The 24,834-nt window shown below is 60.9% G+C and carries 14 protein-coding genes and 1 rRNA gene (1 of these 15 cut by a window edge); 11 read left to right on the top strand and 4 right to left on the bottom strand.

Annotated elements, in window-relative coordinates:
- From HXW87_RS29550 to HXW87_RS04725, 3 genes are all read left to right on the top strand, one after another.
- A protein-coding gene (locus tag HXW87_RS29550; protein ID WP_345773063.1) for an immunoglobulin-like domain-containing protein crosses the window boundary here: on the top strand, positions 1–9 show its 3' end. Its footprint begins 423 nt before the window's first position; 9 of the gene's 432 nt are visible here — the last part of the coding sequence; its start codon lies beyond the left edge, outside the window; it ends in the stop codon at positions 7–9.
- A gap of 49 nt (positions 10–58) precedes the next feature.
- On the top strand, positions 59–7,423 hold the full coding sequence (locus tag HXW87_RS04730; RefSeq protein WP_275588887.1) for an immunoglobulin-like domain-containing protein: 7,365 nt from the start codon (positions 59–61) through the stop codon (positions 7,421–7,423).
- 147 nt (positions 7,424–7,570) lie between these two features.
- On the top strand, positions 7,571–7,909 hold the full coding sequence (locus tag HXW87_RS04725; protein ID WP_041070910.1) for a hypothetical protein: 339 nt from the start codon (positions 7,571–7,573) through the stop codon (positions 7,907–7,909).
- Positions 7,910–8,036: 127 nt separating this feature from the next.
- Here the strand turns inward: HXW87_RS04725 and lapD are convergent, their stop codons facing one another.
- Positions 8,037–9,983: a cyclic di-GMP receptor LapD gene (lapD, locus tag HXW87_RS04720; protein WP_239778488.1), complete on the bottom strand. Its 1,947-nt coding sequence runs from the start codon at positions 9,981–9,983 to the stop codon at positions 8,037–8,039.
- A 14-nt stretch (positions 9,984–9,997) separates the two neighbouring features.
- Positions 9,998–10,690 (bottom strand): cysteine protease LapG, encoded by a 693-nt coding sequence (gene lapG, locus HXW87_RS04715; protein ID WP_007962016.1) that lies wholly within the window; start codon positions 10,688–10,690, stop codon positions 9,998–10,000.
- 197 nt (positions 10,691–10,887) lie between these two features.
- Here lapG and HXW87_RS04710 point away from each other — a divergent pair, with 197 nt between their 5' ends.
- The 5 genes from HXW87_RS04710 (at position 10,888) to HXW87_RS04690 (ending at position 17,966) form a co-directional block, all read left to right on the top strand.
- A complete protein-coding gene (locus HXW87_RS04710) occupies positions 10,888–11,598 on the top strand; it encodes a GntR family transcriptional regulator (protein WP_239778487.1) in 711 nt (236 codons plus the stop codon).
- Between the two features lie 769 nt (positions 11,599–12,367).
- Positions 12,368–13,144 (top strand): DUF3050 domain-containing protein, encoded by a 777-nt coding sequence (locus tag HXW87_RS04705; RefSeq protein ID WP_121182984.1) that lies wholly within the window; start codon positions 12,368–12,370, stop codon positions 13,142–13,144.
- Positions 13,141–14,070, top strand: a complete 930-nt coding sequence (locus HXW87_RS04700; protein WP_239778486.1) for a diiron oxygenase — start codon at positions 13,141–13,143, stop codon at positions 14,068–14,070. The genes HXW87_RS04705 and HXW87_RS04700 overlap by 4 nt, the downstream gene beginning before the upstream one ends.
- 13 nt (positions 14,071–14,083) lie before the next feature.
- The gene (locus HXW87_RS04695) at positions 14,084–17,476 is read left to right on the top strand and encodes a non-ribosomal peptide synthetase (protein WP_239778485.1); all 3,393 of its coding nucleotides are present in this window, start codon (positions 14,084–14,086) and stop codon (positions 17,474–17,476) included.
- A gap of 22 nt (positions 17,477–17,498) precedes the next feature.
- Positions 17,499–17,966 (top strand): SRPBCC family protein, encoded by a 468-nt coding sequence (locus HXW87_RS04690; protein ID WP_239778484.1) that lies wholly within the window; start codon positions 17,499–17,501, stop codon positions 17,964–17,966.
- A 146-nt stretch (positions 17,967–18,112) separates the two neighbouring features.
- Here the strand turns inward: HXW87_RS04690 and HXW87_RS04685 are convergent, their stop codons facing one another.
- Positions 18,113–20,071 carry a methyl-accepting chemotaxis protein gene (locus HXW87_RS04685; protein WP_239778483.1) on the bottom strand — a complete coding sequence of 653 codons (1,959 nt, stop codon included), beginning with the start codon at positions 20,069–20,071 and terminating at the stop codon, positions 18,113–18,115.
- Positions 20,072–20,382: 311 nt separating this feature from the next.
- Here HXW87_RS04685 and HXW87_RS04680 point away from each other — a divergent pair, with 311 nt between their 5' ends.
- From HXW87_RS04680 to HXW87_RS04670, 3 genes are all read left to right on the top strand, one after another.
- Entirely contained in the window at positions 20,383–20,883 is a 501-nt protein-coding gene (locus HXW87_RS04680) for a sigma-70 family RNA polymerase sigma factor (protein WP_182403289.1), read from the top strand.
- Positions 20,883–21,884 carry a FecR family protein gene (locus tag HXW87_RS04675; RefSeq protein ID WP_239778482.1) on the top strand — a complete coding sequence of 334 codons (1,002 nt, stop codon included), beginning with the start codon at positions 20,883–20,885 and terminating at the stop codon, positions 21,882–21,884. Before HXW87_RS04680 ends, HXW87_RS04675 begins: the two co-directional genes overlap by 1 nt.
- An 87-nt stretch (positions 21,885–21,971) precedes the next feature.
- On the top strand, positions 21,972–24,473 hold the full coding sequence (locus HXW87_RS04670) for a TonB-dependent siderophore receptor (protein ID WP_239778481.1): 2,502 nt from the start codon (positions 21,972–21,974) through the stop codon (positions 24,471–24,473).
- Positions 24,474–24,712: 239 nt separating this feature from the next.
- Here the strand turns inward: HXW87_RS04670 and rrf are convergent.
- Positions 24,713–24,828, bottom strand: a 5S ribosomal RNA gene (gene rrf / locus HXW87_RS04665).
- Positions 24,829–24,834: the final 6 nt, after the last annotated feature.

The raw sequence follows: 24,834 nt of genomic DNA, 5'->3' as shown, positions 1-24,834 counted from the left end.
CGCCGGTAAAGTCGAAGCGACCATCTCCAGCGCTACCGGTGGCAACTTCGAGAATCTGGTGCCTAGCACCGTTCCAGCCGTCACCAACGTCACCGACACCATCGACACCACCACGGTCAAACTGACCGCGACCGAGTCTGCGGCTGAGGGTGGCACCGTCACCTATACCGCAACCGTGGGCGCACCAGTGACCGGTTCGCCTGTGGTCGTGACCCTGGCCAACGGTCAGAACATCACCATCGAAGTCGGCAAGACCACCGGCACCGTCACCACCACCGCGCCGAACGATGCGCTGACCGGCCATGCGCCGCTGACCAACGCCATCACTAACGTGACCGGTGGCAATTACGAGAATCTGGTCGCCGACAAAACCCCGGTTTCAACCACCGTTACCGATACAGTCGACACCACCAACCTGTCTCTGAGCGCAACCAATTCGGTCGCCGAGGGTGGTTCGATCATCTACACCGCAACCCTGACCAACGCCGCTGGCTCGCCAGTGACCGTGACGTTGAGCAACGGTGCAGTCATCACCATCGACGCGGGCAAAACCACCGGCACCGTGACCGTTCCGGCACCTGCCGATGACGTGTACAAAGACGCCGGCACCGTTCAGGCAACGATCACCAACGCCACCGGTGGCAACTTCGAGAACCTGGTGCCAAGCACCGTTCCGGCCGTCACCAACGTTACCGACACTATCGATACAACTACAGTCAAGCTGACCGCGACCGAGTCGGCGGCTGAAGGCGGTACCGTCACCTACACCGCGACCGTTGGTGCACCGGTCACTGGTTCGCCAGTGACAGTCACTCTGGCCAACGGCCAGAACATCACCATCGAAGTGGGCAAAACCACCGGCACCGTGACCACCACCGCACCGAACGATGCGCTGACCGGTCATGCGCCGTTGACCAACGCGATCACCAACGTCAGCGGCGGCAACTACGAGAACCTCGTTGCCGACAAAACCCCGGTCAACACCACGGTCACCGACACCGTCGACACCACCAACCTGTCGCTGTCCGCGACCGGTACCGTGGCCGAAGGTGGCTCGATCGTTTACACCGCTACCCTGACCAACGCCGCTGGCTCCCCAGTCACCGTGACCCTGTCGAACGGCGCCGTGATCACCATCGACGCCGGTAAAACCACCGGCACCGTGACCGTTCCGGCTCCGGCTGATGACGTCTACAAAGACGCCGGCACCGTTGAGGCCACGATCAAGAGCGCGACTGGCGGCAATTTCGAAAACCTGGTGACCAGCAACATCCCGGCCGTGACCAGCGTCACCGATACCGTCGATACCACCACGGTCAAACTGACCGCGACCGAGTCTGCGGCTGAAGGTGGCACTGTCACTTACACCGCGACCGTCGGTGCGCCAGTCACCGGTTCGCCGGTTGTGGTGACTCTGGCCAACGGTCAGAACATCACCATCGAAGTCGGTAAAACCACCGGCACGGTGATCACCACCGCGCCGAATGACGTATTGACCGGTCATGCACCGTTGACCAACGCCATTACTAACGTGACCGGCGGCAACTACGAAAATCTGGTGGCCGACAAGACCCCGGTCAGCACCACCGTGACCGACACTGTCGACACCACCAACCTTTCCCTGAGCGCAACCAACTCGGTCGCCGAGGGTGGTTCGATCATCTACACCGCAACCCTGACCAACGCCGCTGGCTCGCCAGTGACCGTGACGTTGAGCAACGGTGCAGTCATCACCATCGACGCGGGCAAAACCACCGGCACCGTCACCGTTCCGGCTCCAGCGGACGACGTCTACAAAGACGCCGGTACCGTGCAGGCGACCATCAAGTCGGCGACAGGTGGCAACTTCGAAAATCTGGTACCGAACACCACGCCGGCCGTGACCAACGTCACCGACACCATCGACACCACTGGGGTGAAACTCAGCGCCACTGGCACCGTGGCTGAAGGTGGCACCGTCACCTACACCGCCACCGTCGGTGCGCCAGTCACGGGTTCGCCTGTCGTTGTGACACTTGCCAACGGCCAGACGATCACCATCGACATCGGCAAGACCACCGGCACCGTGACCGCCATCGCGCCGAACGATGCGCTGACCGGCCACGCGCCGTTGACCAACTCGATCACTAACGTGACCGGCGGCAACTACGAAAATCTGGTGGCCGACAAGACGCCGGTCAGCACCACTGTGACCGACACTGTCGACACCACCAACCTGTCCCTGAGCGCCACTAATACGGTCGCCGAGGGTGGTTCGATCATTTACACCGCAACCCTGACCAACGCGGCTGGCTCGCCAGTCACCGTGACTCTGTCGAACGGCGCCGTGATCACCATCGACGCCGGTAAAACCACTGGCACCGTGACCGTTCCTGCCCCGGCTGATGACGTCTACAAAGACGCCGGCACCGTGCAGGCAACCATCACCAATGCCAGCGGCGGCAACTTCGAAAACCTGGTACCAAGCACCGTACCGGCCGTGACCAGCGTCACCGATACCATCGACACCACTACCGTGAAGTTGTCTGCCACCGGTACAGCGGCCGAAGGCGGCAACGTTGTCTACACCGCCACCGTCGGTGCGCCAGTCACTGGCTCGCCAGTCGTGGTAACCCTGGCTAACGGCCAGACGATCACCATCGACATCGGCAAGACCACCGGCACCGTGACCACTGCTGCGCCAAACGACGCGCTGACCGGCCACGCTCCACTGACCAACGCCATCACCAACGTCAGCGGCGGCAACTACGAGAACCTCGTGGCCGACAAAACGCCGGTCAGCACCACCGTGACCGATACCGTCGACACCACCAACCTGTCGCTGTCCGCGACCGGCACCGTGGCCGAAGGCGGCTCGATCGTTTACACCGCAACCCTGACTAACGCCGCTGGCTCGCCAGTGACCGTGACCCTGAGCAACGGCGCCGTGATCACCATCGACGCCGGCAAAACCACCGGCACCGTCACCGTCCCTGCTCCGGCCGACGACGTCTATAAAGACGCCGGCACCGTGCAGGCCACGATCAAGACTGCCACCGGTGGCAGCTTCGAAAATCTGGTTCCAAGCACCACGCCAGCCGTGACCAGCGTCACCGACACCATCGACACCACTGGCGTGAAACTCAGCGCCACGGGCACCGTGGCCGAAGGTGGCACCGTCACCTACACCGCCACCGTCGGTGCACCTGTGACTGGCTCGCCAGTCGTGGTGACCCTGGCCAACGGCCAGACGATCACTATCGACATCGGCAAGACCACCGGCACCGTGACCAGCATCGCGCCAAACGATGCACTGACCGGCCACGCTCCGTTGACCAACTCGATCAGCAACGTGACCGGCGGCAATTACGAAAACCTCGTGGCCGACAAGACCCCGGTCAGCACCACCGTGACCGACACCGTCGACACCACCAGCCTGTCGCTGAGCGCGACCCCGGCGGTGAACGAGGGCGGCCAGATCACCTACACCGCGACCCTGAGCAACGCCGCCGGCTCGCCAGTGACCGTGACCTTGAGCAACGGTTCGGTGATCACCATCGACGCCGGCAAAACCACTGGCACCGTGACCGTTCCGGCTCCGGCTGACGATGTCTACAAAGACGCCGGCAGCGTGCAGGCGACCATCACCAACGCCAGCGGTGGCAACTTCGAGAACCTGGTACCGAGCACGACACCGGCCGTCACCAGCGTCGCCGATACCATCGACACCACCACCGTCAGCATCACCGGCAGCACCTCGGTGACCGAAGGCCAGACCGCCAGCTACACCGTCAGCCTGACCCACCCGGCGCAAACCGACGTGACCCTGAAAATCGTCTACAGCGGCACCGCCGCCGACGGTTCGGACTTCACTGGCGTGTACACCGTGAAGATCCCGGCAGGCGCCAGCAGCGCGCAGTTCAACGTCGCGACCATCGATGACAAGATCACCGAAGGCACCGAGAACTTCGTGGTCAAGATCGACTCGGCCACCGGCGGCAACTTCGAGAACCTGGCTGTCAGCAGCACCAACGGCAGCGTCAGCACCTCGATCATCGACAACGATGCGCCACCGGTCATCGACCTGGATGCCAACAACTCCAGCGGCGCCACCGGTGCCGACTACAAGGTGACGTTCACCGAAAACACCCCGGGCGCCGGCGTGTCGATTGCCGACACTGACCTGACGATCACCGACCCGGACAGCACCATGCTGACCGGTGCGACCATCGTCCTGACCAACCGTCAGGACGGCGATGCGCTGAACCTCGGCAACAGCGTCAACGGCATCACCATCAATGCCAACAGCACCAACGGCACCGTGACCCTGACCCTGTCGGGTAACGCGACGCTGGCTGACTACATGCAGGCCATCAAGAACATCACCTTCACCAACAGCAGTGAAGACCCGAGCACCGTGCCACGGTTCATCACCGTGACCGTGACCGATGGCGGCAACTACTCCAACACTGCGACCACCACGGTCAACGTGGTGGCGGTCAACGATGCGCCGGTTGCAGCGCCAGTCAACGTCACTGGCACCGAAGACACCCCGCTGATCCTCGGCTGGTCGACCTTCGGTGTGACCGACGTGGACAGCCCGGCCAGCAGCCTGGGGATCAAAATCACCCAGCTGCCGGGCGAAGGCAAACTGCAGTATCTGGACGGTTCGACCTGGAAAGACGTCGCCAACAACCAGACCTTCAGCAAGGCTGACATCGACGCGGGCAAGCTGCGCTTCCTGCCGGATGCCAACGAGTCGGGCGTCAACGGTTACGGCGGCACCGGCATGGGCAACAACCAGGCCGACTACGCGCAGATCAAGTTCCAGCCCACCGACGGCCAACTGCTGGGCAACACCGGCACCGTGAAGATCGACATCACGCCAGTGGCGGATGCACCGACCGTGAGCGTGGCCGACAACAGCGTGAAATCCACCGGACTGGTCAAGGAAGTCTGGACCGGTCTGGCGGGCCTGGGTACCAGCGGCAATGGCGCTGACTCGACCACGCTGAAAAACGTGATCGATGGCGCCGGCACCCCGAACTCCAGCACCAACGTGGCCAACGTGCAGTCGGACGGCAGCGTGACCGCCGGCACCGCGTCGAAAACCTCGGGCCTGATCTATCTGGAAGCCGGCAAGACCTACAGCTTCAGCGGCGTGGCTGACGACAGCCTGCTGATCACCATCGGTGGCAAGAGCGTGGCGTCGGGCACCTGGGGCGCGGGCGGTACGATCAGCGGTTCGTTTACCCCGACCACCAGCGGCTACTACACCCTGGACATTTACCACCACAACCAGAGCGGCCCGGGCAGCTATGACGTGAACCTGTCGGTCAACGGCAGCACGCCGATCGACCTGAGCAGCGCCGGCGTGCCGATCTACACCGGCGTGCAGGATCTGGTGAACGCCGGTGTGACCGTCTCCGACCTGCACGGTACCAACGGCGAAGGCTATTACGACGGCTACAAACTCAACACCGGCGCCGAAGGCACCACGGTGAAACTGTCGGCGATCAACACCGCGCTGACCGACACCGACGGCTCGGAAACCCTGAGCGTGAAGATCAGCGGTGCGCCGGTCGGTTCGGTACTCTCCGACGGCCATGGCCACAGTTTCACTGTCACCGCGAGCAATGGCGAAGCCAACGTCACCGGCTGGAGCCTCGGCAGCCTGACCGTGACCCCGCCGACCTACTACAACGGCCAGTTCAACCTGACCGTGACGTCGACTTCCACCGAGATGGTCGGCGGCTCGGCCAGCAGCACCGCGACGATTCCGGTCACCGTGGTGCCAGCGGTATACAACGCCGTGGTCGGTACTTCGGGCGATGACACCTTCAACGGTACCGACGGCAACGACATCATGGTCGCCGACATCGGCGGTCTGACCGTGGTGCCGGGTACCAACTACAACATTGCGTTCATGGTCGACAGCTCGGGCAGTATGAGCACCTCGTCGATCAACGCGGCCAAAGACTCGCTGACCTCGGTGTTCAACACCCTCAAGCAGAGCCTGGGCGGCAGCAACTCGGGGACCGTGAACATCTTCCTGGTGGACTTCGATACCCAGGTCAACAAGTCGGTCTCGGTGAACCTCAACGACCCGAACGCGCTGACCCAGCTCAAAGCCGTACTCGACTCGATGACCTCCGGTGGCGGCACCAACTACGAAGACGTGTTCAAGACCACGGCCAACTTCTTCCAGAGCACGGAAGCGCTGGCCAACACCGGGGCGAAGAACCTTACCTACTTCATCACCGACGGCCAGCCGACCTACTACCAGAGCGGCGAGCAGACCAACCCGACGCTGTATGGCAGCGTGAAGTTCGACAGTGTGGTCACGACCAGCAACTACAAGCTGGGCGATACCTTCAGCACGTACATCGACAACACGCATTACCTGAGCATCAACTCCAGCGGTTATGCCCAGTTGCAGACCTACAACGGCCGCGGCTGGACCACCACCAACCTGGGCACGGTTCACGCTCAGGGTGACGGCACCTACGAGCTGTCGAGCCTGGCCGGCACTGGTAACAGCACCACGACTGCCACCACCGACAACTCCAGCAGCAGCTTCGCCTTGCTCAGCGGTCTGTCGAACGTCGAAGCCATCGGTATCAACAGCGGTGTCAGCCTCAACGACCTGAAACCGTATGACTCGGATCACTTGCCGCAAACCAACATCGATCCGAAGGATCTGGCCAACTCGATCATCGGCCATACCGAAGCAACGATGCCGGGCAACGACACTGTCAGCGGTGGCGACGGAAACGACATCCTGTTCGGCGACCTGGTGAGCTTCAACGGCATTGCCGGTGAGGGTTATCAGGCGATGCAGGCGTTCGTGGCGCAGCAGACCGGCGTGGATGTCAGCAAAGTCACCACCAGCAATGTGCACCAGTACATCACCGAGCACTATCAGGCGTTCGATGTCTCCGGTGCGCACGATGGCAACGACACGCTGCTGGGTGGCGCAGGCAATGACATCCTCTTCGGCTCGGGCGGTAACGACCTGCTCGACGGCGGCAAGGGCAATGACATCCTGCTCGGCGGCACCGGCAACGACACGCTGATCGGTGGCCAGGGCAACGACATCCTGATCGGTGGTTCCGGTGCCGACACCTTCGTCTGGAAAGCAGGCGACACCGGCAACGACGTGATCAAGGACTTCAACGCCAGCGAAGGCGACCGCATCGACCTGCGTGACCTGTTGCAGGGCGAAACCGGCAGCACCATCGACAACTTCCTGAAGATCACCACGGTTGATGGCACGTCGTCGCTGCAAGTCAGCTCGGCGGGCAAGTTCAACTCCGGCGACGCGGCAGCCGCCACGCCGGACGTGACGATCAAACTGGAAGGCAACAACTGGTCGAGCGCCAACATTCACAACCTGATCGCCGGCAGCGATCCGACCATCAAGGTCGACCACAACAACAGCTGATGCGTGTACAAAACGGCCGCCCCTTGGGGCGGCCGTCACGTTTGCGGCTAACTCGGCGGTGACGATTTCGTCGCCAGCCCGCATACTCGCGCGCAGTTGGCCTATGCTGCTGACAGCATGACGCTGGTTCTTTCTGAGGGATGCTCAATGTTTTACGTGCAACGCGATGCGCAGGGTCAGTTGATTCGCGTGGAAGCGGCGGCCTACGCCGAGGCCACGGAAACGCTGCCGGCCGACCACCATGACATCCAGGCCTGGTTCGCCAACGCGGCCGTGGAAAACAGCCTCAAACAGCTCAAGCAGAGCGACTTTGAAATGATTCGGGTACTCGACGACCTGATTCAGGTGCTGACCCAGAAGGGCGTGATCCGCGTCACCGACCTGCCGCCGGCGGCGCAAGCCAAACTGATGGACCGGACCCAGGCACGGGAAGCGTTGGGCGGGTTGAGCCAGTTGATCGATGAAGATGAAGGCGGGCTGATCTGACCAGCGATCTTCAGTGACCTGTCAGTCCCCTTCGCGAGCAGGCTCGCTCCCACATTGGAATGCATTTCAAATGTGGGAGCGAGCCTGCTCGCGAAGACGGCATCAATGACGCCGCCGCACTAAAAGTTTAATTCCAGGGCTTGGGCTCACCAAACAGCTGCCCCTGCACCCCATACAAACCCATCTCGCGAATCACCGACAATTCCCCTTCGGTCTCCACCCGTTCGGCAATCAGCGGCAGATCAATACTATGCGCCGCCCGCTGAATGGCCTCGATGAACAAGCGCTTGTCACTTTCCTGATCGATCGCACGAATATAGCTGCCATCGATCTTCAGATACGCCAGCCCCAGCCGCGCCAGGTTGCCGATCATGCTGAAGCGTCCACCAAAGCGCTGCAGGCTCAGGGAGAAACCGAGTTCACGCAGACGCCGGGTCAACTGCTCCAGCACCGCTTGCTCCGGCAGTTGCTCCTCACCGATCTCCAGCGTCAGACGCTCGCCGAGGTCGGAGTGCGCGCGCAGAATCTCGAACACTTTGTTCAATGCCTGTGGATCGGCCAGGGTTGCCGAGGACAGGTTCAGCGCCAGCGAATCCTCATGCGCTTTCATCTGCTCCAGCACACGCTCAAGCATCAAGCGGTCGAGTCGTGCGGTCCAGCCGAAACGCTCGAGCCACGGCAGGAAGCGCCCGGCGGGAATGGTCTGGCCCTGCTCATCCAGCAAACGCGAGAGCACTTTGTAATGCAGCACCAGTTGCGTGTCCTGTGCAGCCACCACCGGTTGGAAGTACAACTCGAAGCGCTGCTGATTCAGCGCCTGATCGAGCAATCGATGCCAGGCATGGTGATCGTCGCCAACCTCGGCCACCAGGCTCTGATCAATGCACGCCCAGTTCTGCTCGCCCTGCCCTTCGGCCTGCGCCAGCGCCTGATCACCCAGGGTCAGCACTGCTTGCGGTGAATCGCCGTGGGCAAACGGGGCGAGGCCGATGGAGGCCACGGCCGGCACATCAGTGGCGCCGGTGGCGTGCAGGCTGCTCAGCGCACTGTCGAGGTTTTGCGCCAGTTGCAGCGCCTCTTCACGCACCAGCCCTGGCGCCAGTACGGCGAACTCACCGCCGCGGATGCGCGTCACGAGGTTCTGGGTTTCCGGGTATTTGGCGCATTCGCGGGACAACTGCTCGCCGACGGCTTTCAACAGTTCATCCGTGCGCTGACCGCCCAGGCGCTGGTTGAGCCCGGCCAGATCCTTGACCCGCAACAACAGCAGGTAACCGGAACTGGCCTGCTCCGGGTTGCTCACGCGGTTGTGCAGTTGCATCTCGAAATAGCGCCGGTTGGCCAGCCCCGTGAGATTGTCCTGATAAGACTCGGCGCGCAGTTTTTCACTGCGCTCGGCCTGTTCCTGGAACAACGCCTTGAGCTTCTCGACCATCTGGTTCATCGCCTGCACCACGCGCCGCAGTTCCGGGGTGCGCGGCAGCTCCGGCAGGCTGAGGAACTCGCGACGGGCGATGGCGTGGGACTGTTTGACCATGTAATCCAGCGGGCGCAATTGCCGGCGCAGCAGCAACGCACCAAGCACCGCACTGACCGCGCCGCACAGCAACAGCCAGCCGAGGCTGCCCAACGCGCTTTGCCACAGCTTGGCCACGGCAAACATCGGGTGGCTGACCACCTCGACCCGCGCGGCCTGCTCCCAGCCACGGCTGACCAAGGCATCGCCACCGGCCGGTTCCAGGCCGATCAGTTTGACGAACCAGTCAGGCACATTGCTCACCGCCGGAATCCCGCTGCGCTCGACGATGGTCTGGTCGGTCTTGAGGTCGACCACACGGATGCTCGCGTAATAACCGCTGTCGAAAATCGAGCTGACCAGCAGCTCGACCATCGCCGGGTCGTCGATATTCGGCGTCAGCGACAACGCCAGCGCCGTGGCAGCGTCCTGGGCATGGGAGCGCAGCTGGTTGACGTACTGGGTGCGCGAGCTCTCCAGACTGACCATGAAGCTGCCAGTGAAGGCGACCACCAGGAACAGACAGATAGCGATCAACAGCTGTTTGAACAAAGACATCTGAGCGCGTGCTCCTAGTTAGTCGTTTCGACCGGAAAACCTTCGGCCTGCATTTTCTTCAGCACATCCTGCCAGCGCGACAGGCGTTTGGTGTCACCGACCTTTTTGTTGCCCTTGGCGCCCGGCAGGTACAGACCTTCGGCATTGAAAGAGTAGACCGGCAGCAAATCGGTTCGCTGGGACGCAGGCTGAATCGGATCGATCAGACTGTCGAGCACCAGCGGCATGGCATCGGGGGTGGCGTAGTAAGTCAGTACCATGTGCGCGCGATTCTGGCGCAGCGCCTTGACGTAGGTGATGCGCAGCTTGTCACTGGAGACCCCGAGATGGCGCAGGCTGAAATACTTGGCGATCGCGTAGTCTTCGCAATCGCCGGCGCCTTTCCACAGCGCTTCGATGGGTGTCTCCCAATAATCGACCTGGCCCCACAGATCGATGTCCTCTACATAGCGCACCTGTTTGTTGAAAAACAGGTTCACGACTTTCAGTTTTTCCATCTCGCTGACCTGTTTCTGCGTGGCCAGCAGATTCTGCCAGGCATCGATCCGCTGCTGCCCGGCGCCCAGCGGCCCGTACAGCGCCGTGGCTTTGCGGCTGATCGCGGAAAAATCCCAATCGGCATGCAGACCGCCCAGCATGACGCCGGCCAGCAGCAGTGCGCAGCCTAGCCAGCGCAGAGTCCGAGGGATCGCGAAACGTACCGCCACAGCAGGTTTCCAAGGGGGCAGGAGGGAAAGCGTTTGATGGTGAAGCTTAGCCCGGCAAAAAACAATGGCACCATGAGATCATCGCCAGCGCGCTAAACTTTACCCAGAACAGCGATCCTTTACATGGTTTGACAACCTGTAGAGCGATCACTAGTGTCTTTGGATCCAAATTCCGTCTTCATTCAGGGTGAGTAGTTGTGACACAGAAGCCCAAACCGCTGCACAGCATCAAAGTCGATGGGCCGATTCCTGCACATCTTGCCCGTTCGATCATCGAGGAGACGTTGCGCTCGGCGATTCTTGACGGTCGTTTACCGTGCGGCACCGCCCTGCGTCAGCAGGATCTGGCTGACTTGTTCGGGGTCAGCCGCATGCCGGTGCGCGAGGCTCTGCGTCAGCTGGAGGCCCAGGAGCTGCTGAGCGTCACGACCCACAAAGGCGCTGTGGTTGCCCCGCTGATTCAGGGCGACGCTACTGAAACCTACGAGTTGCGAATCCTGCTCGAATCCGAAGCCATGCGCCAGTCGGTTCCGCTGCTGACCAGCGCCGATCACGCGCTTGCCGCCGGTTATATCGAAGCACTCGAGACCCAGCACGACTACAGCGAAATCGGTCGACTCAATCGCCTGTTCCACATGGCCTTGTACCGCAAGGCGCCGAATCAGCGGTTACTGCGACTGGTCGAAGACGGCCTGAACGAAGAAGAGCGGTTTCTGCGTTTCAACCTCGAAGCCATGGGACTGGGCAAACTGTCCCAGGAAGATCACCGGGCGATGCTCCAGGCCGTGATCGAACGCGATGTCGAACTGTCGGTGAAGCTGCTCACACAACACCTCAACCGTGGCGTCGAGGTGATCACCCGTTACCTCGCCAGCCCTGCCGGACAACACCGCAAGGCGGTCCGCTGATGCCTTCAACGCCGGTCTCAGTCGCTCGCAGCTGACCGGCGAATAACCCGCTTACAAATCCTCTCTACGGTCTGCCGCAAACCCGGTGGCGGATTCGCCTGTTCGCTCTAACCTCCCAGCGCCCCCATAAGTCCGGTAATGCAGCTCGCCGCGGACGAATCGGTCATAGCCGTCCCGCCAATTTACCCGCACTCTTGAACAGCCAACCCATGAAGAACGGGGACGCACCGCACCGCCGGCGCAGTCTTCGCACCAGGAACCTACGGAAGGAGCCTTGCCACGGGATAAAAGGAAGTTACGGCGCCGCTCCCGGCCAACTTTCACCCCTATACACAACTTCAATCCTTGTATCGAAAAGTTGCTCTGAGTGAGGCATTCACTCTTGTCTTCAATTTTGGCCACTGTTCGCCGAAAGGAGTAACTACGCCCAAGTAAAACTTAATTTATAAGTTTTACCAGGCCAACTCATACTTAAAAAACAGCAAACTTAAAATAATTAAAAATAAACTTGTTAAGTTATTTGATGATGTATTAGCTTTTCCTCGCCGAGCAGGTTAAACCCCGCAAACACGGCACGGCTCCGCATTCAGCTGACAGCCATGGCAAATAGTCGCCCTGGCACAGCCCAGAGCCTCCAATGCACTTTTCACACGTTCATTTAACTGAATGAGGCCAGCGCTCGCCAATATAAAAAGTTTAAAACCCAGACAGTCTGCATTGACGCACCGAACGAGCAAATTTCTCTATTCCAATAACACCGAGGTTAGCCATTATGCCAACTAAAGAACAACTCGCCCTGATAAAAGCTCAATTGAGCGTTCATCCGATCTTTACTGAAATCGATTCGTTATCGGTACTGCGCCGGTTCATGGAATCCCACGTCTTCGCCGTCTGGGATTTCATGTCGCTGACCAAGCGTCTCCAACAAGAACTGACCTGCACCCGTCTGCCGTGGCTGCCGCCGCGTGACCCGCATGCTGCGCGGCTGATCAACGAGATCGTGCTCGGCGAAGAGTCCGACGACCGTCCCGCTCACGGCCATTACAGTCATTTCGAGCTGTATCTGGACGCCATGCGCGAAGTCGGTGCGAGCACCACGGCAGTCGAGCGCTTTGTCGCGCTGCAACAGGAGGGCGTGAGTTACGACGTCGCCCTGCAAAGCGTGGAAGTGGATCCGGCAGCAGCAAAATTTGTTCGCGAGACGCTGAACACCGCGCTGCATGCGCCAGGCCACAGCGTCGCTGCCGCGTTCCTGCATGGTCGCGAGAGCGTCATCCCGACCATGTTCCAGCGCATCCTCGATGACTGGGGGATCGGTATCGAACAGGCGCCGACCTTTCGCTATTACCTGGAGCGCCACATCGAGGTCGATTCCGAAGATCACGGTCCGGCGGCGGAGCAACTGCTTGAGCGTCTGGTCGATGGCGATCCGCAACGCGAAGCCGAAGTCTACGCCAGTGCCATCGCGGCGGTGGAAAGCCGCATCGCCTTGTGGGACGGCCTGCGTCTGAGCATGCGCGAATCGTTGGCGGAGGTGGCCCAATGAACGCCGCCGATTACCAATCCTTCGCCGACGCCTGGGAAAGCCGCGCCACCATCCGCACCCGGCCACGGCGCTTACTGGAAGACGATGAGCGCCTGATCTATCCGTTGAGCCGCCAGCCCCTGGTGCTCAGCGACACCTTCCTGCGCGAGTGCCCGCAACAGCGGGATTTTGCCCTGGTGCAGACGCTGTACAAGTTCATCAACGACGTGGTGATTTTCGAAACCGAGATCGTCGACAAGACCGCGCGCAGTATCGCCAAGAATCGCTTTGCCGTGGTCTTCCCGTTCGCCTGTCGCTACGACGCCATGACCGTGGTGGTGGACGAGGATTACCACGCGCTGGTGGCGATGGACTTCATGCAACAGACCGTAGCCATGACCGGCATCGAGCCGATCGAACTGCCCACTGAAATTGAACTGAGCCGGGCGATTCCTGCCGCTGTGGCGTTGGCGCCCGAGCACCTGCGCAGCGCGGTGGAGCTGATCTGCGTGGCGATCGCCGAAAACACCGTGACCGGCGACGTCGCCGCGTTTGCCCGTGACGACACGGTCAAGCCGTCGATCAAAGGCCTGATGGCCGATCACTTGCTGGATGAGGGACGGCATTCCAGTTTCTGGGCGCGCATGGTGCGCATCTATTGGCACACCGCCAGTGACGCGGACCGGGCAACCATCGCGCAGATCCTGCCGGTGTTTATCGGCCATTACCTGACCAACGACATTCAAAAGTCCTTCGATCTGCGCCTGATCGACGCCTTGCCGGTCAGCGATACCGTGCGCCGTTCCCTCAAGGACGAGATGGCCGGCCTGGCCTTCCCGATCAATCGCCATCATCCGCTGGTGGGCAACATCGTGCGTTTTTTCCACAGCAGCTCGCTGCTCGACACGCCCTGCGTGCAGCACGCCCTGCGCGACTATCTGGTTTGATGAGGAGGCTGACATGAGACGTCTCGACATTTTGCTGATTGGCGCCAGCCAGGCCATGACCGACCTGGCGCAGGAACTCGAACAACACGGTCACACCTTGCTGCGCAGCGGCGCGGCGCAATCGCCGGTAAATCTGATCATCGACGATGGCTTCATCGGCGCCGGCGATTTCTGCGCCATCCCGCACTTGCACCTGCGCCTGGGTATCGCTGCGCAGAGCCTTGGCGGTTTACCGACGCTCGACCTGCTGTGCTTCCTTGGTTCGTCTCTGATCTGCCGAGTGCCGATTGGCGATGAGCCGTCCGGCAACGGTCAGGCTCTGCGTCAGCGGGTGCTGACGCAGGTGGTTGACGAAGTCGCGCTGCTGGTCAGCCGTTTCTCCCGCGATGCGGAGTATTTCCAGCAGGTGATGCCCGCCACGGCAGCGGATTTCGAACAGGTGGAAGACCTGCGGTTTCTCGACAGCCTGGCCTACGTCCATCGCCTTAACGACACGGCCAACCCGATGCTGCTCAAGCAGGCGCAGATCCCGTTGATCGAGCGTCTGCAACGCAGCCTGATCGAACACGCCGAGCGACCGGCGCTGCACCTGGCCGAGCAGTCGCTCAGCTATCGCCAGTTACACGCTCACAGCTGTGCGATCCAGCAACGCCTGCTGCCATTGCTCAAACAACATCCGCAGCCGTGGATCGTAGGTATCTGTCAGCCGAAAAGCCCGGCGCTGTTTGCCTCGATTCTGGCGGTGCTCGGCAGTGGCGCGGTGTACCTGCCGCTGGAGCCGAGCCATCCGTTGCAGCGCCAGCAATACATCCTGCAGAACGCTGGCGCGGTGTTGCTGCTGCACGATGGCGAGCACCCGCTCAGTGAGTCAATGCCCGGTCTGGATGTCAGTTGTATCGACAGCGCGGATGCGGATCTCAGCCAACCGTTGATGCGTCAACGGCCGACGCTTGAAGCACCGTGCATGGCGCTCTACACCTCAGGCACTACCGGGCATCCGAAGGGCGTGCTGCTGAGCCAGGCGAACCTCGCGCACTTCACCGCGTGGTACGCCGATTACGTGCAGTTGCGCGCCGAAAGCCGGGTGTTGCAGTTCTCTTCGCTGAGCTTCGACTCATCGCTGATCGATATCTTTCCGACGCTGCTGCAGGGCGCCGAACTGGTGGTGCCCGACGACACCCAGCGCCGCGATCCGCTGCAACTGGTGGCGTTGATCCGCCGCCGGCAACTGACCCACGCGTTCCTGCCGCCAGCGCTGCTGAGCATCCTGCCGTTGGAGCAATTGCAAGGCGTGGAAGTGATGACCGGTGGCGACGTCTGCGAGCCCTTCGTCATCGAGCAACTGACCCGTCAGGGCAAGCTGCATAACCTGTACGGCCCCACCGAAGCGACGGTGCTGATTACCGCCCGGCAACTGCAACCAGGTGACAGCAACCGCACTCTTGGCGCACCGATTGCCAACAGTCAGGTGCTGATTCTCGATGACGACTTGCAACCGGTGCCGGAGAACACTGTCGGCGAATTGTTCATCGTCGGCCCCGGCGTTTGCCTCGGTTATCTGAACAACCCGCAGCAGACCGCCGAGCGCTACCTGACCCTGCAACTGCCGCACGGCCAAACGTTGCGCGCGTACCGCAGCGGCGACATGGCCAAATGGGGCGAGCACGGTATCGAGCTGTGCGGACGGCGCGACAATCAGGTGAAAATCCGTGGTTTCCGGGTCGAGCCGGAAGAGATCGAACGCTGCCTGCGCGAGAGCCAGTTGTACCGTCAGGTGGCGGTGGTGATCGACAGTCAGCGGCGGATTCTGGCGTTCCTTGCGCAGCCGCAGTCGGACGCTGCCCGCGATCTATTGAAGGCGCATGCCCAGCAGTTTTTGCCGGACTACATGCAACCGGTGGCGTGGACTGAACTGCCGCACATGCCATTCGCCAGCAACGGCAAGGTCGACCGCAAGGCGTTGCTGGAACTGCCGGTGAGCGTGCAGGACAGCGGCCCGAAATGCCTGCCGGCAAATGCCGACGAAGCGCTGCTGCTGGAGATCTGGGCGGAACTGCTGGAGCTGCCCACCAGCGATATTTCCACCGACGAAAGTTTCTTCAACCTCGGTGGGCATTCGATTCTGCTGTCGCGCATGTTGCTGCGCTTGCGTGAGGAATTCGGCCGTAGCATTTCGATCAACCGCTTCATCGAATTGCCCACCATCATCAAGCTCGCAACGCTGGTGCGCGGGACCGATGACAGCGCGGTGCTCAGCGCCCAGGCCATGGCCGACGCCGAACGCCCGCTGAACATCGAGCCGTTGCCGATCAGTCGCCTGGGCGATGTGCACAAAGTGATCGTCACCGGCGCCAACAGTTTTGTCGGCGTACACATTGTCGAAGCGCTGCTCGGCTGGGGCGCCAGCGAGGTAGCCTGCCTGGTGCGTGACGGTGGCGGACAAACGGCGGCGCAGCGGTTTGCCCAGGCGTTGCGCGAGAACCGCCTGGAGCATCTGGACCTGAGCCGGGTGCGGATCTACTCGGCAGACATCACCCGTCCGCAACTGGGCTTGGCCGACGCCGATTATCAGCGCCTGGATCGCGAGTTCGGCGCACTGGTGCACAACGCCGCCAACGTCAACCATGTGCTCGATTACGAGTCGCTGGCCGCGGATAACGTCGAGCCGATTTTCGAGCTGCTGCGCCTGTGTGAAGGGCGCAGCAAAAAGGTCTTCAACTTTGTCTCGACGCTGTCCGCTTCCAGCACCGTCGATAGCGAAGGCCGCGTACTCGAACTGCCCGCTGCACCGACCCCGCCGATCTACATCCGCAATGGCTACAACCTGTCGAAGTGGGTCGGCGAGCGCATCCTTGAGCGGGCGCGCGAGCGTGGGGTGTGGGTCAACCTGTATCGCCCCGGCAACATCAGTTTCAACAGCCTGAGCGGCGTCTGTCAGCCGCACAAAAACCGTTTGATGCTGATGCTCAAGGGCTCGATCCAACTCGGTCAGGTGCCGGCCTTCGCACTGAATTTCGACCTGATGCCGGTGGACTTTCTCGCCCGTTTCATCGCCTTCCACGCCAGCCGTTATTCGAGCGAGCGAGCGGTGTTCAACCTGCACAACCCCGAGCCGCTGAGTTGGGATGCCTACGTCGCGTCGTTCCGCGAAACCGGCAGTGAATTTTCGCTGGTCAGTGTAGCCGACTGGCAACAGCAACTGGGCCGGGTCGACGCCGACAACGCGCTGTTCGGCGTGCTTGGTTTCTACCTTAACGGCTTCGAGGAAGACATCGGCGACATCTCCCTGATCGGCCACGCCAACGCCCACGCCGGGGTGCAACAGATGGGCGCGCAATACCCGGAAAAATCCCCGGCGCTGCTGCGTCGTGGCTGCGATTACCTGAAACAGATCAACTTCATCTAGTTCATCAAAAAGGAGCAACACCATGAGCAATCTGCAACCCGACACCTTGATCAAAAACCCGCACGGCTGCCACGTTGTGTCGTCGGTGGAAGTGCCGGCGGACGCGGCGCAGGTTTGGGCGGTGGTCGGCAATTTCGCCGCTTTCGACCGGTTTATTCCGGCGTTGTCGCACATCGAAATGACCGGTGAAGGCGTGTCCTCGCTGCGCAAGAAGGTCTTCAAGGACGGCAACGTGGTGGTCGAGCAACTCAACTCCCGCGATGAGCAGGCGCGCGCCATGACCTGGACCACGATCTACAACACGCTGGGTGTGGCCAATCTGTGGGCGGCGATGAATGTGGAATCTTTGGGGGCGGGCAAGTCGCGGGCGACCTGGACAATCATTGCCGAACCGGCCAGCGGAGCTGCCGAGGCGCTGCCGGGGTTCAAGGATTTCGTGCAGGGGTTTGCCGATGATGCGATGGGGAATGTGCTGAAGCTGTTTGTGTAAAGCTTCGGCTTTGCGGTGATTGTCAGACCGCCTTCGCGAGCAGGCTCGCTCCCACATTTTGATCGCATTCCTTCTGTAGGAACGCGGTCCATTTGTGGGAGCGAGCCTGCTCGCGAAGAACGATAACGCGGTCTCGAATCTGCCAATCAGATCTTGAAGCTGTCGACCAACTGCTTCAGGCGATTGGCCTGCTGCGACAATGCATCGCAATCCTTCAACGTTTCATTGAGGTTGGCGACGCTCTGCTGGTTCAGCAGGTTGATCTGGTTGACGTCGACGTTGAGGGTTTCCACCACCGCCGTCTGCTCCTCGGTCGCGGCAGCCACCGACTGGTTCATGCCGTCGATTTCACCGATGCGCTGGGTCACGCTGACCAGGCGCAGGCCCGCCTGATTGGCCACTTCAACGCTCTCTTCGCTGGACGCCTGACTGGCGTTCATGGTGGTCACCGCTTCACGGGAACCGACCTGCAACGAAGTGATCATCTTGTGGATCTCCTCCGCCGACTCCTGGGTGCGATGCGCGAGGTTACGCACTTCGTCCGCCACCACGGCAAAACCGCGTCCGGCTTCACCGGCACGGGCCGCTTCGATGGCCGCGTTGAGCGCCAGCAGGTTGGTCTGCTGCGAGATGCCTTTGATCACATCGAGGATGTGGCCGATGTTGTCGGTGCTGGCATTGAGGGTTTCGATCTGAGTGCNCTGCGAGATGCCTTTGATCACATCGAGGATGTGGCCGATGTTGTCGGTGCTGGCATTGAGGGTTTCGATCTGAGTGCACGACAGGCTGATCTTCTGCGACAGCTCGGTCATCGCCTGAATGGTCTGCTCGACCACCTGACGACCGTCATCAGCCTGTTCGCTCGCGCCGCTGGCGTGTTGCGAAGCGTCGGCGGCGTTGCGAGCGATTTCCTGAGTCGCGGCGCCCAATTGGTTGATCGCGGCGGCCACGCTATTGGTACGGGCGCTTTGTTCGTCGGAACCAATGATCGAGGCGTTGGACGATGCCATCACCCGTTGCGACAGGTCGTGCACATGACGGGTAGCCGACGACACTTCGGAGATCGACGCGTGAATGCGCTCGACGAACTGGTTGAACGAACTACCCAGTTCAGCGAACTCATCCTTGCCTTGCACGACCAGACGACGAGTCAGGTCGCCTTCGCCCTGGGCGATGTCCTGCATCGCACGACCCATGGTGGTCAGCGGACGCATCAGAACGTTGATCAGCAGGCTCAGCAGCAGCGCAATCGCAGCGACCGCGACGAACATCGCGATCAACGCCGAAGTGCGGAACTGGCTGAGCGCGGCGTAGGCCTTGTCACGATCAATCGACAAGCCGATGTACCAGTCGGCATTCGGCAAGCCGCTGACCGGGGTGAACGACAGGATGCGCTCCTGGCCGTTGAGTACCACGTTCTGGTTGCCCTTCTCGATGCGCACGCCGGCGTTCGGGTAGATGTCCTTGAGGTTCTTCATTACCTGGTCTTTGTCCGGGCTGACGATCACCTGGCCGTCACCGCTGACGAGGAATGCGTGACCGAGGCCACCGAAGTCCACCGAATTGATGATCTTCACCAGGGTTTCCAGGCTCAGGTCACCGCCGACCACACCCAGCAGTTCGCCATTGTTTTTCACCGGCATGGCGATGGTCACCACCAGACCACCGACCGCCGCCATGTACGGCGGCGTCAGCATGGTTTTGTCGGCAGCGACGGCTTGCTTGTACCAAGGGCGCTGACGCGGGTCGTAACCGTCGGGCATCTTCGCGTCAGGGCGCTGGGTGAACACCCCGTTGGCCTGACCGACGTAGGTGAACTGGAAGTTCGAGGTGAAGGCCGGTTGATCGACCAGCCCCGGGAAGTCGGCGTCCTTGCCCTGATGGGCAACGTTCTGCGCGAGGTTTTCCAGCACCAGAATTCGCCCGCTCATCCAGTTCTGCACGCTGCTGGCGGTCAGATCGCCGGCCTGCTGCACGGACGACTGGAGGTTCTGGCGAATGGTGTTGCGCTGCAGATAGTCGTTGTAGAGGGTGAACAAAGCGAAAGCCAGGACCACGACGCCCGAGGCGGCCAACAGGATTTTATGGCTGAACTTGAGATTCATTTCATGGGACTTCTTATGCAAAAGTGGGGATGCGTTCCGGGATGCAACATTCCATGTACAGCGCAGGCGGCGTTCTGACGGCCGCTCTACTTTGGTGCACGCATGTCTCACCAGTCTTTCGGCACGCGTCGGAGAAAACTTAGCGCTTTGCAGGAAATGGACGGCATTTCTGCCAGATTCCCGCCGAACGGCGTGCCAGAGCGTTCGTCTGTCATTTTTTGATGACTGTTTTGCAGCGCCGGTTGCAAATTCTGTAGCCCTTGATGACAATGCGACTAATTATCATTTGTGACGTTCGGGCTGTTGCGTTCATGTCCTCACCTGAGTTTGCAGTGCAGGCGCTTTACAGGAGTCATCACGGCTGGCTCAACGCCTGGCTGCGAGCGCGACTGGGCAATGCCGCGGATGCGGCGGATCTGGCCCAGGACACCTTCGTCCGTCTGCTGCAGCGCAGCGAACGCCTGGAACTCAAGGCGCCTCGGGCTTTTTTGCGCACCATCGCCCGTGGTCTGGTGATCGACCTGTGGCGTCGTGAAGAAATCGAACGCGCCTATCTCGAAACCATCGCCCACTTGCCCGAAGCCGAAGCCCCAAGCGCCGAAACCCGCGCGCTGGTAATCGAATTGCTTGGGGACATCGCGCGCATGCTCGAAGGCTTGCGGCCGAAAGTGCGTCAGGCGTTTCTGCTGGCGCAGTGCGAAGGCTTGACCCACAAGCAGATCGCCGCGCGAATGGGCTTGTCTCTGCGCTCAGTCGAACGTTACATCGCCGCTGCGCTGTATCACTGCTACGTGTTGCGGTACGCAAGTTGATGCCAGTGGATAACAACTCGGTCGGGCGTCGCGCCGAGCCGCCGCAACAGGTGGTCAAGCAAGCCATCCACTGGTTGCTGCGCCTGCGCAACAACCATGGCAATGCGCGCCTGAGTCATCAGTGCGATGCGTGGCGCGCCGAACATCATGAACATGAACTGGCCTGGCAGCGCGTGCAGTCGCTGCAGGCTGAACTGAGCCATAACCTGCGCGCAGCGCCCGGCGCCCAGGTCGCGTTCAATACGCTGGAAAACAGTGCGCAAGGACTGGGCCGGCGACAAGCCTTGAAGCTGCTGTCCGGCGCGGTGCTGATGGGCTCCGCGGCATGGCTGGCCAAGGACACCTCCGTGTGGCAGCAGTGGCGCGCTGATTACGCTACGGCGACCGGCGAGCGTCGCGGGTTCCAGCTGCCCGACGGCACGCGGATCGAGCTGAACACTGCCAGTGCGGTGGATCTGGACTACACCGCGCAGCAGCGGCTGATCAAACTCAATCGCGGCGAAATCATCGTCACATGCGGTGGTAACGATGAAGGCGCGGCGTTCAATCGGCCACTTCGCGTGCAAAGTCGTCATGGCATTTATGAGCCGATAAAAGCCCGCTTCATCCTGCGTCAGGACAGCGATTGCACGCGGCTCACCGTCAGCTCCGGGAGCGCCGCCATCCGCAGCGGCGCAACCTCCGTCGAGGCACTCGCGGGGCAGACCTATCTGATCGATCACCATCAGGTGCGCCCGGCAGCACCACTGGATATGGACGTGGGCGCGTGGGCCGATGGTTTGATTGTGACCCGCAATATGCGCCTGGGCGATTTCCTCAATGAAGTCGGGCGTTATCGTCAGGGCTTTGTGACGTGCGCGCCGCAGGTGGCGGACTTGCGCCTGTCCGGAGTGTTCCGCCTGGAGGACACCGACAAGCTGCTGGCCATCCTGCCGCAGACCCTGCCGGTGCAATTGCGTTATCGCACCCGATGGTGGGTCACGCTGGAAGCAGTGGCCTGAAATTATTTTGGCGGGTTTTCGCGACAAGTCCGGCTTGGTCAGTAAGCACTTCAACTCAGCCTTTGCGACTTGCCACGGAAACCGACAATGACTGTCCGCCTCACCTGTAAGAAACCGCTGAATTTCACTGCCGAATCGGGCCTGCTGCGCCACGCCGTTCGCGCCGCCCTGCTGTCCACCGTTCTGGGTGCCGGTGCGCTGCCCGGGCTGAGCCTCGCCGCCCCTGCCAGTGAAGCGAGCAGTCATCGCTACAGCATCGGCGCCGGCCCGCTGGGCGAAGCGCTGAACCAGTTTGCCCGTCAGGCAGGCATTACCTTGGCGATGACTCCGCAGCAAACGCAGGGACAACAGTCTCCGGGCGTACAGGGCGAATATTCAACTGATCAGGCGTTGAGCCATTTGCTCAGCGGTTCGGGCCTAGAAGCAGTCAGCCAGGACGGCAGCAGCTACGTCCTGCGTCCTGTCAGTGAAACCGATGCGCTGGCACTGCCAACCACCGATATCAAAGGTTTCGCCCTCGGCAACGCACTCGGCAGCATGGAAGGCTACAACGCCACCCACAGCCAGATCGCCACCAAGACCAGTACCGCGCTGCTGGAAACGTCACAAAGCGTATCGGTGGTGACTCGCGAGCAAATGGACGATCAAGGCTCGCAGACCGTCTCCCAGACGATGCGTTATACCCCCGGCGTGCTGACCAATCCTTACGGCGCGACGCATCGATACGACTATGTGGCGATGCGCGGTTTCAACGACGGTTCGGTGGACAACATCTATCTCGACGGCCTCAAGTCGATGGGTGACAGCGGCACCTACAGCACCATGCAGGTCGATCCGTATTTCCTTGAACGCGTGGATATTCTCAAAGGCCCATCGTCCGTGTTGTACGGTCGCAGTTCGCCCGGTGGCCTGGTGGCGCTGACCAGCAAAAAGCCGTTGTACGAGGCCTATCATCAAGTTCGGGCCACGGTCGGCACCCAAGGCCAGCGCGGTGTCGGTTTTGACTTCAGCGGTCCGGTCGATGACGACAAGCGCATCGCCTATCGTCTGACCGGTTTGACGGATCAATCCGACACGCAATTCGACCACAACAAGGAAAAACGCTTCGCTCTCGCCCCAACCCTGAGCATCGATTTCACTGAAGACACTTCGCTGACACTGCAGGCGTATCTACAACACGATCCGGATGGCGGCTACCACGGCGGCGTGCCGGCAGACGGGACGATTCATCAGCGCAACGGCAACCGCATCTCGCCGCACTTCTTCGAGGGCGAGCCGGGAGTTGATGGGTACTCGCGGAATCAGCAGTCGTTTGGCTATCAGTTCGAACACCGCTTCAACGATGTCTTCACGGCGCGGCAGAATTTCCGTTACCTCGACTCCAAAGTGAACATGGATCAGGTCTACGCCTATGGCTGGACGACGCCAACCAGCAACGAACTGAACCGCTATTACACCGGCGGCGATGAGCGTCTGCATGCGTTCATCGTCGACAACATGCTGCAGGCCGAATTCTTCACCGGTGCCACCAAGCACACCGTGTTGATGGGCGCAGATTATCAACGGCGCAAAACCGTGGTCGACTGGACCAGCGGCGGCCTGGCGCCGATCAATGCCTTCGACCCGGTCTACGGCAATTCGGCGATCGACATGTACGGCGAGACCCGTTATCTGCGCCGCCTGGAACAAACCGGCGTATACCTGCAAGACCTGATCGAGATGGACCAGTGGCGCTTCTCACTCGGCCTGCGTCAGGACTGGGTCGAGACGTCGGATGAGAACCGTCTCGCCGAAGCAGGACGGCCAGTGGGCACCGAAATCAACGACCGCCGCACCAAACTGACCGGCCGCGCTGGCGCGTTGTATCTGTTCGAAAACGGCTTGGCGCCGTACATCAGCTATTCCGAGTCGTTTAACCCGAACTCGTATGCTGACAGCGCCGGCAATCCACTGCCGCCAACCGACGGAACGCAATGGGAAGTCGGCCTGAAGTACCAGCCGCCGGGCACCGACAATCTGTTCACCGCCTCGCTGTTCCATATCGATCAGGAGAACCTGGCGACCAAGCTGCCGCAGGAAAATTTCTACCGTGCTGTCGGCGCCGTGCGTTCGCAAGGTCTGGAACTGGAAGCGCACATGCAGGTGACCGACAACCTGAAAGTGCTCGGTAGCTATACCTTCACCGATATCGAGTATTCGAAGTCGATGGTCAGTACCCTGAGTACGCCGACCGACGTAATCGAAAACAAAGGCAACTCGCCGACTCAGGCACCGCGGCACATGGCATCGTTGTGGGCCGACTACAAGTTCGATAGCGCGGCACTCGATGGCCTGCGTTTAGGCGGTGGTGTGCGTTATGTCGGTTATAGCTGGGCGGATGCGGAAAACACACTGAAGGTGCCGTCTTACACGTTGTTCGACGCATCGATCGGTTATGACCTGGGCAAGGTCGGCTTGAAGGGCGTCGACGTTCGATTGAACGCGAACAACCTGACCAACGAGTCTTACGTGGCCTCCTGCGCCAGTCTGAGCTTTTGCTACATGGGCGAAGAGCGCAACGTCGCGGCCACGGTCAGCTACCAGTTCTGAACCTTAGCCTTATGCATAAAAAAGCCAGCCCCTGATCATTCAGGGGCTGGCTTTTTCGATTTTAAGGGCGCCGTTCAAACGGCCTCAGCTGAGGCGCTGTGATTACCCCCGTGACGAACCGTTCCGGAGTAATCGGTTGCGTGGAAGATCAATACGGCTCGCAAAGCGGCCTGATTTTTTAATTCCCTGAAACGACAAAACCCCTGTCTGCGTTAGCAGACAGGGGTTCTGGAATTTAATCTTGACGATGACCTACTCTCACATGGGGAAACCCCACACTACCATCGGCGATGCATCGTTTCACTTCTGAGTTCGGGATGGGATCAGGTGGTTCCAACGCTCTATGGTCGTCAAGAAATTC

This window comes from Pseudomonas sp. Y5-11, from assembly GCF_022368695.1.
Classification (GTDB): Bacteria; Pseudomonadota; Gammaproteobacteria; order Pseudomonadales; family Pseudomonadaceae; genus Aquipseudomonas; species Aquipseudomonas parakoreensis.
Note: the sequence above shows the minus strand (reverse complement) of the source record. Positions and strands in the feature narration are given on the sequence as shown.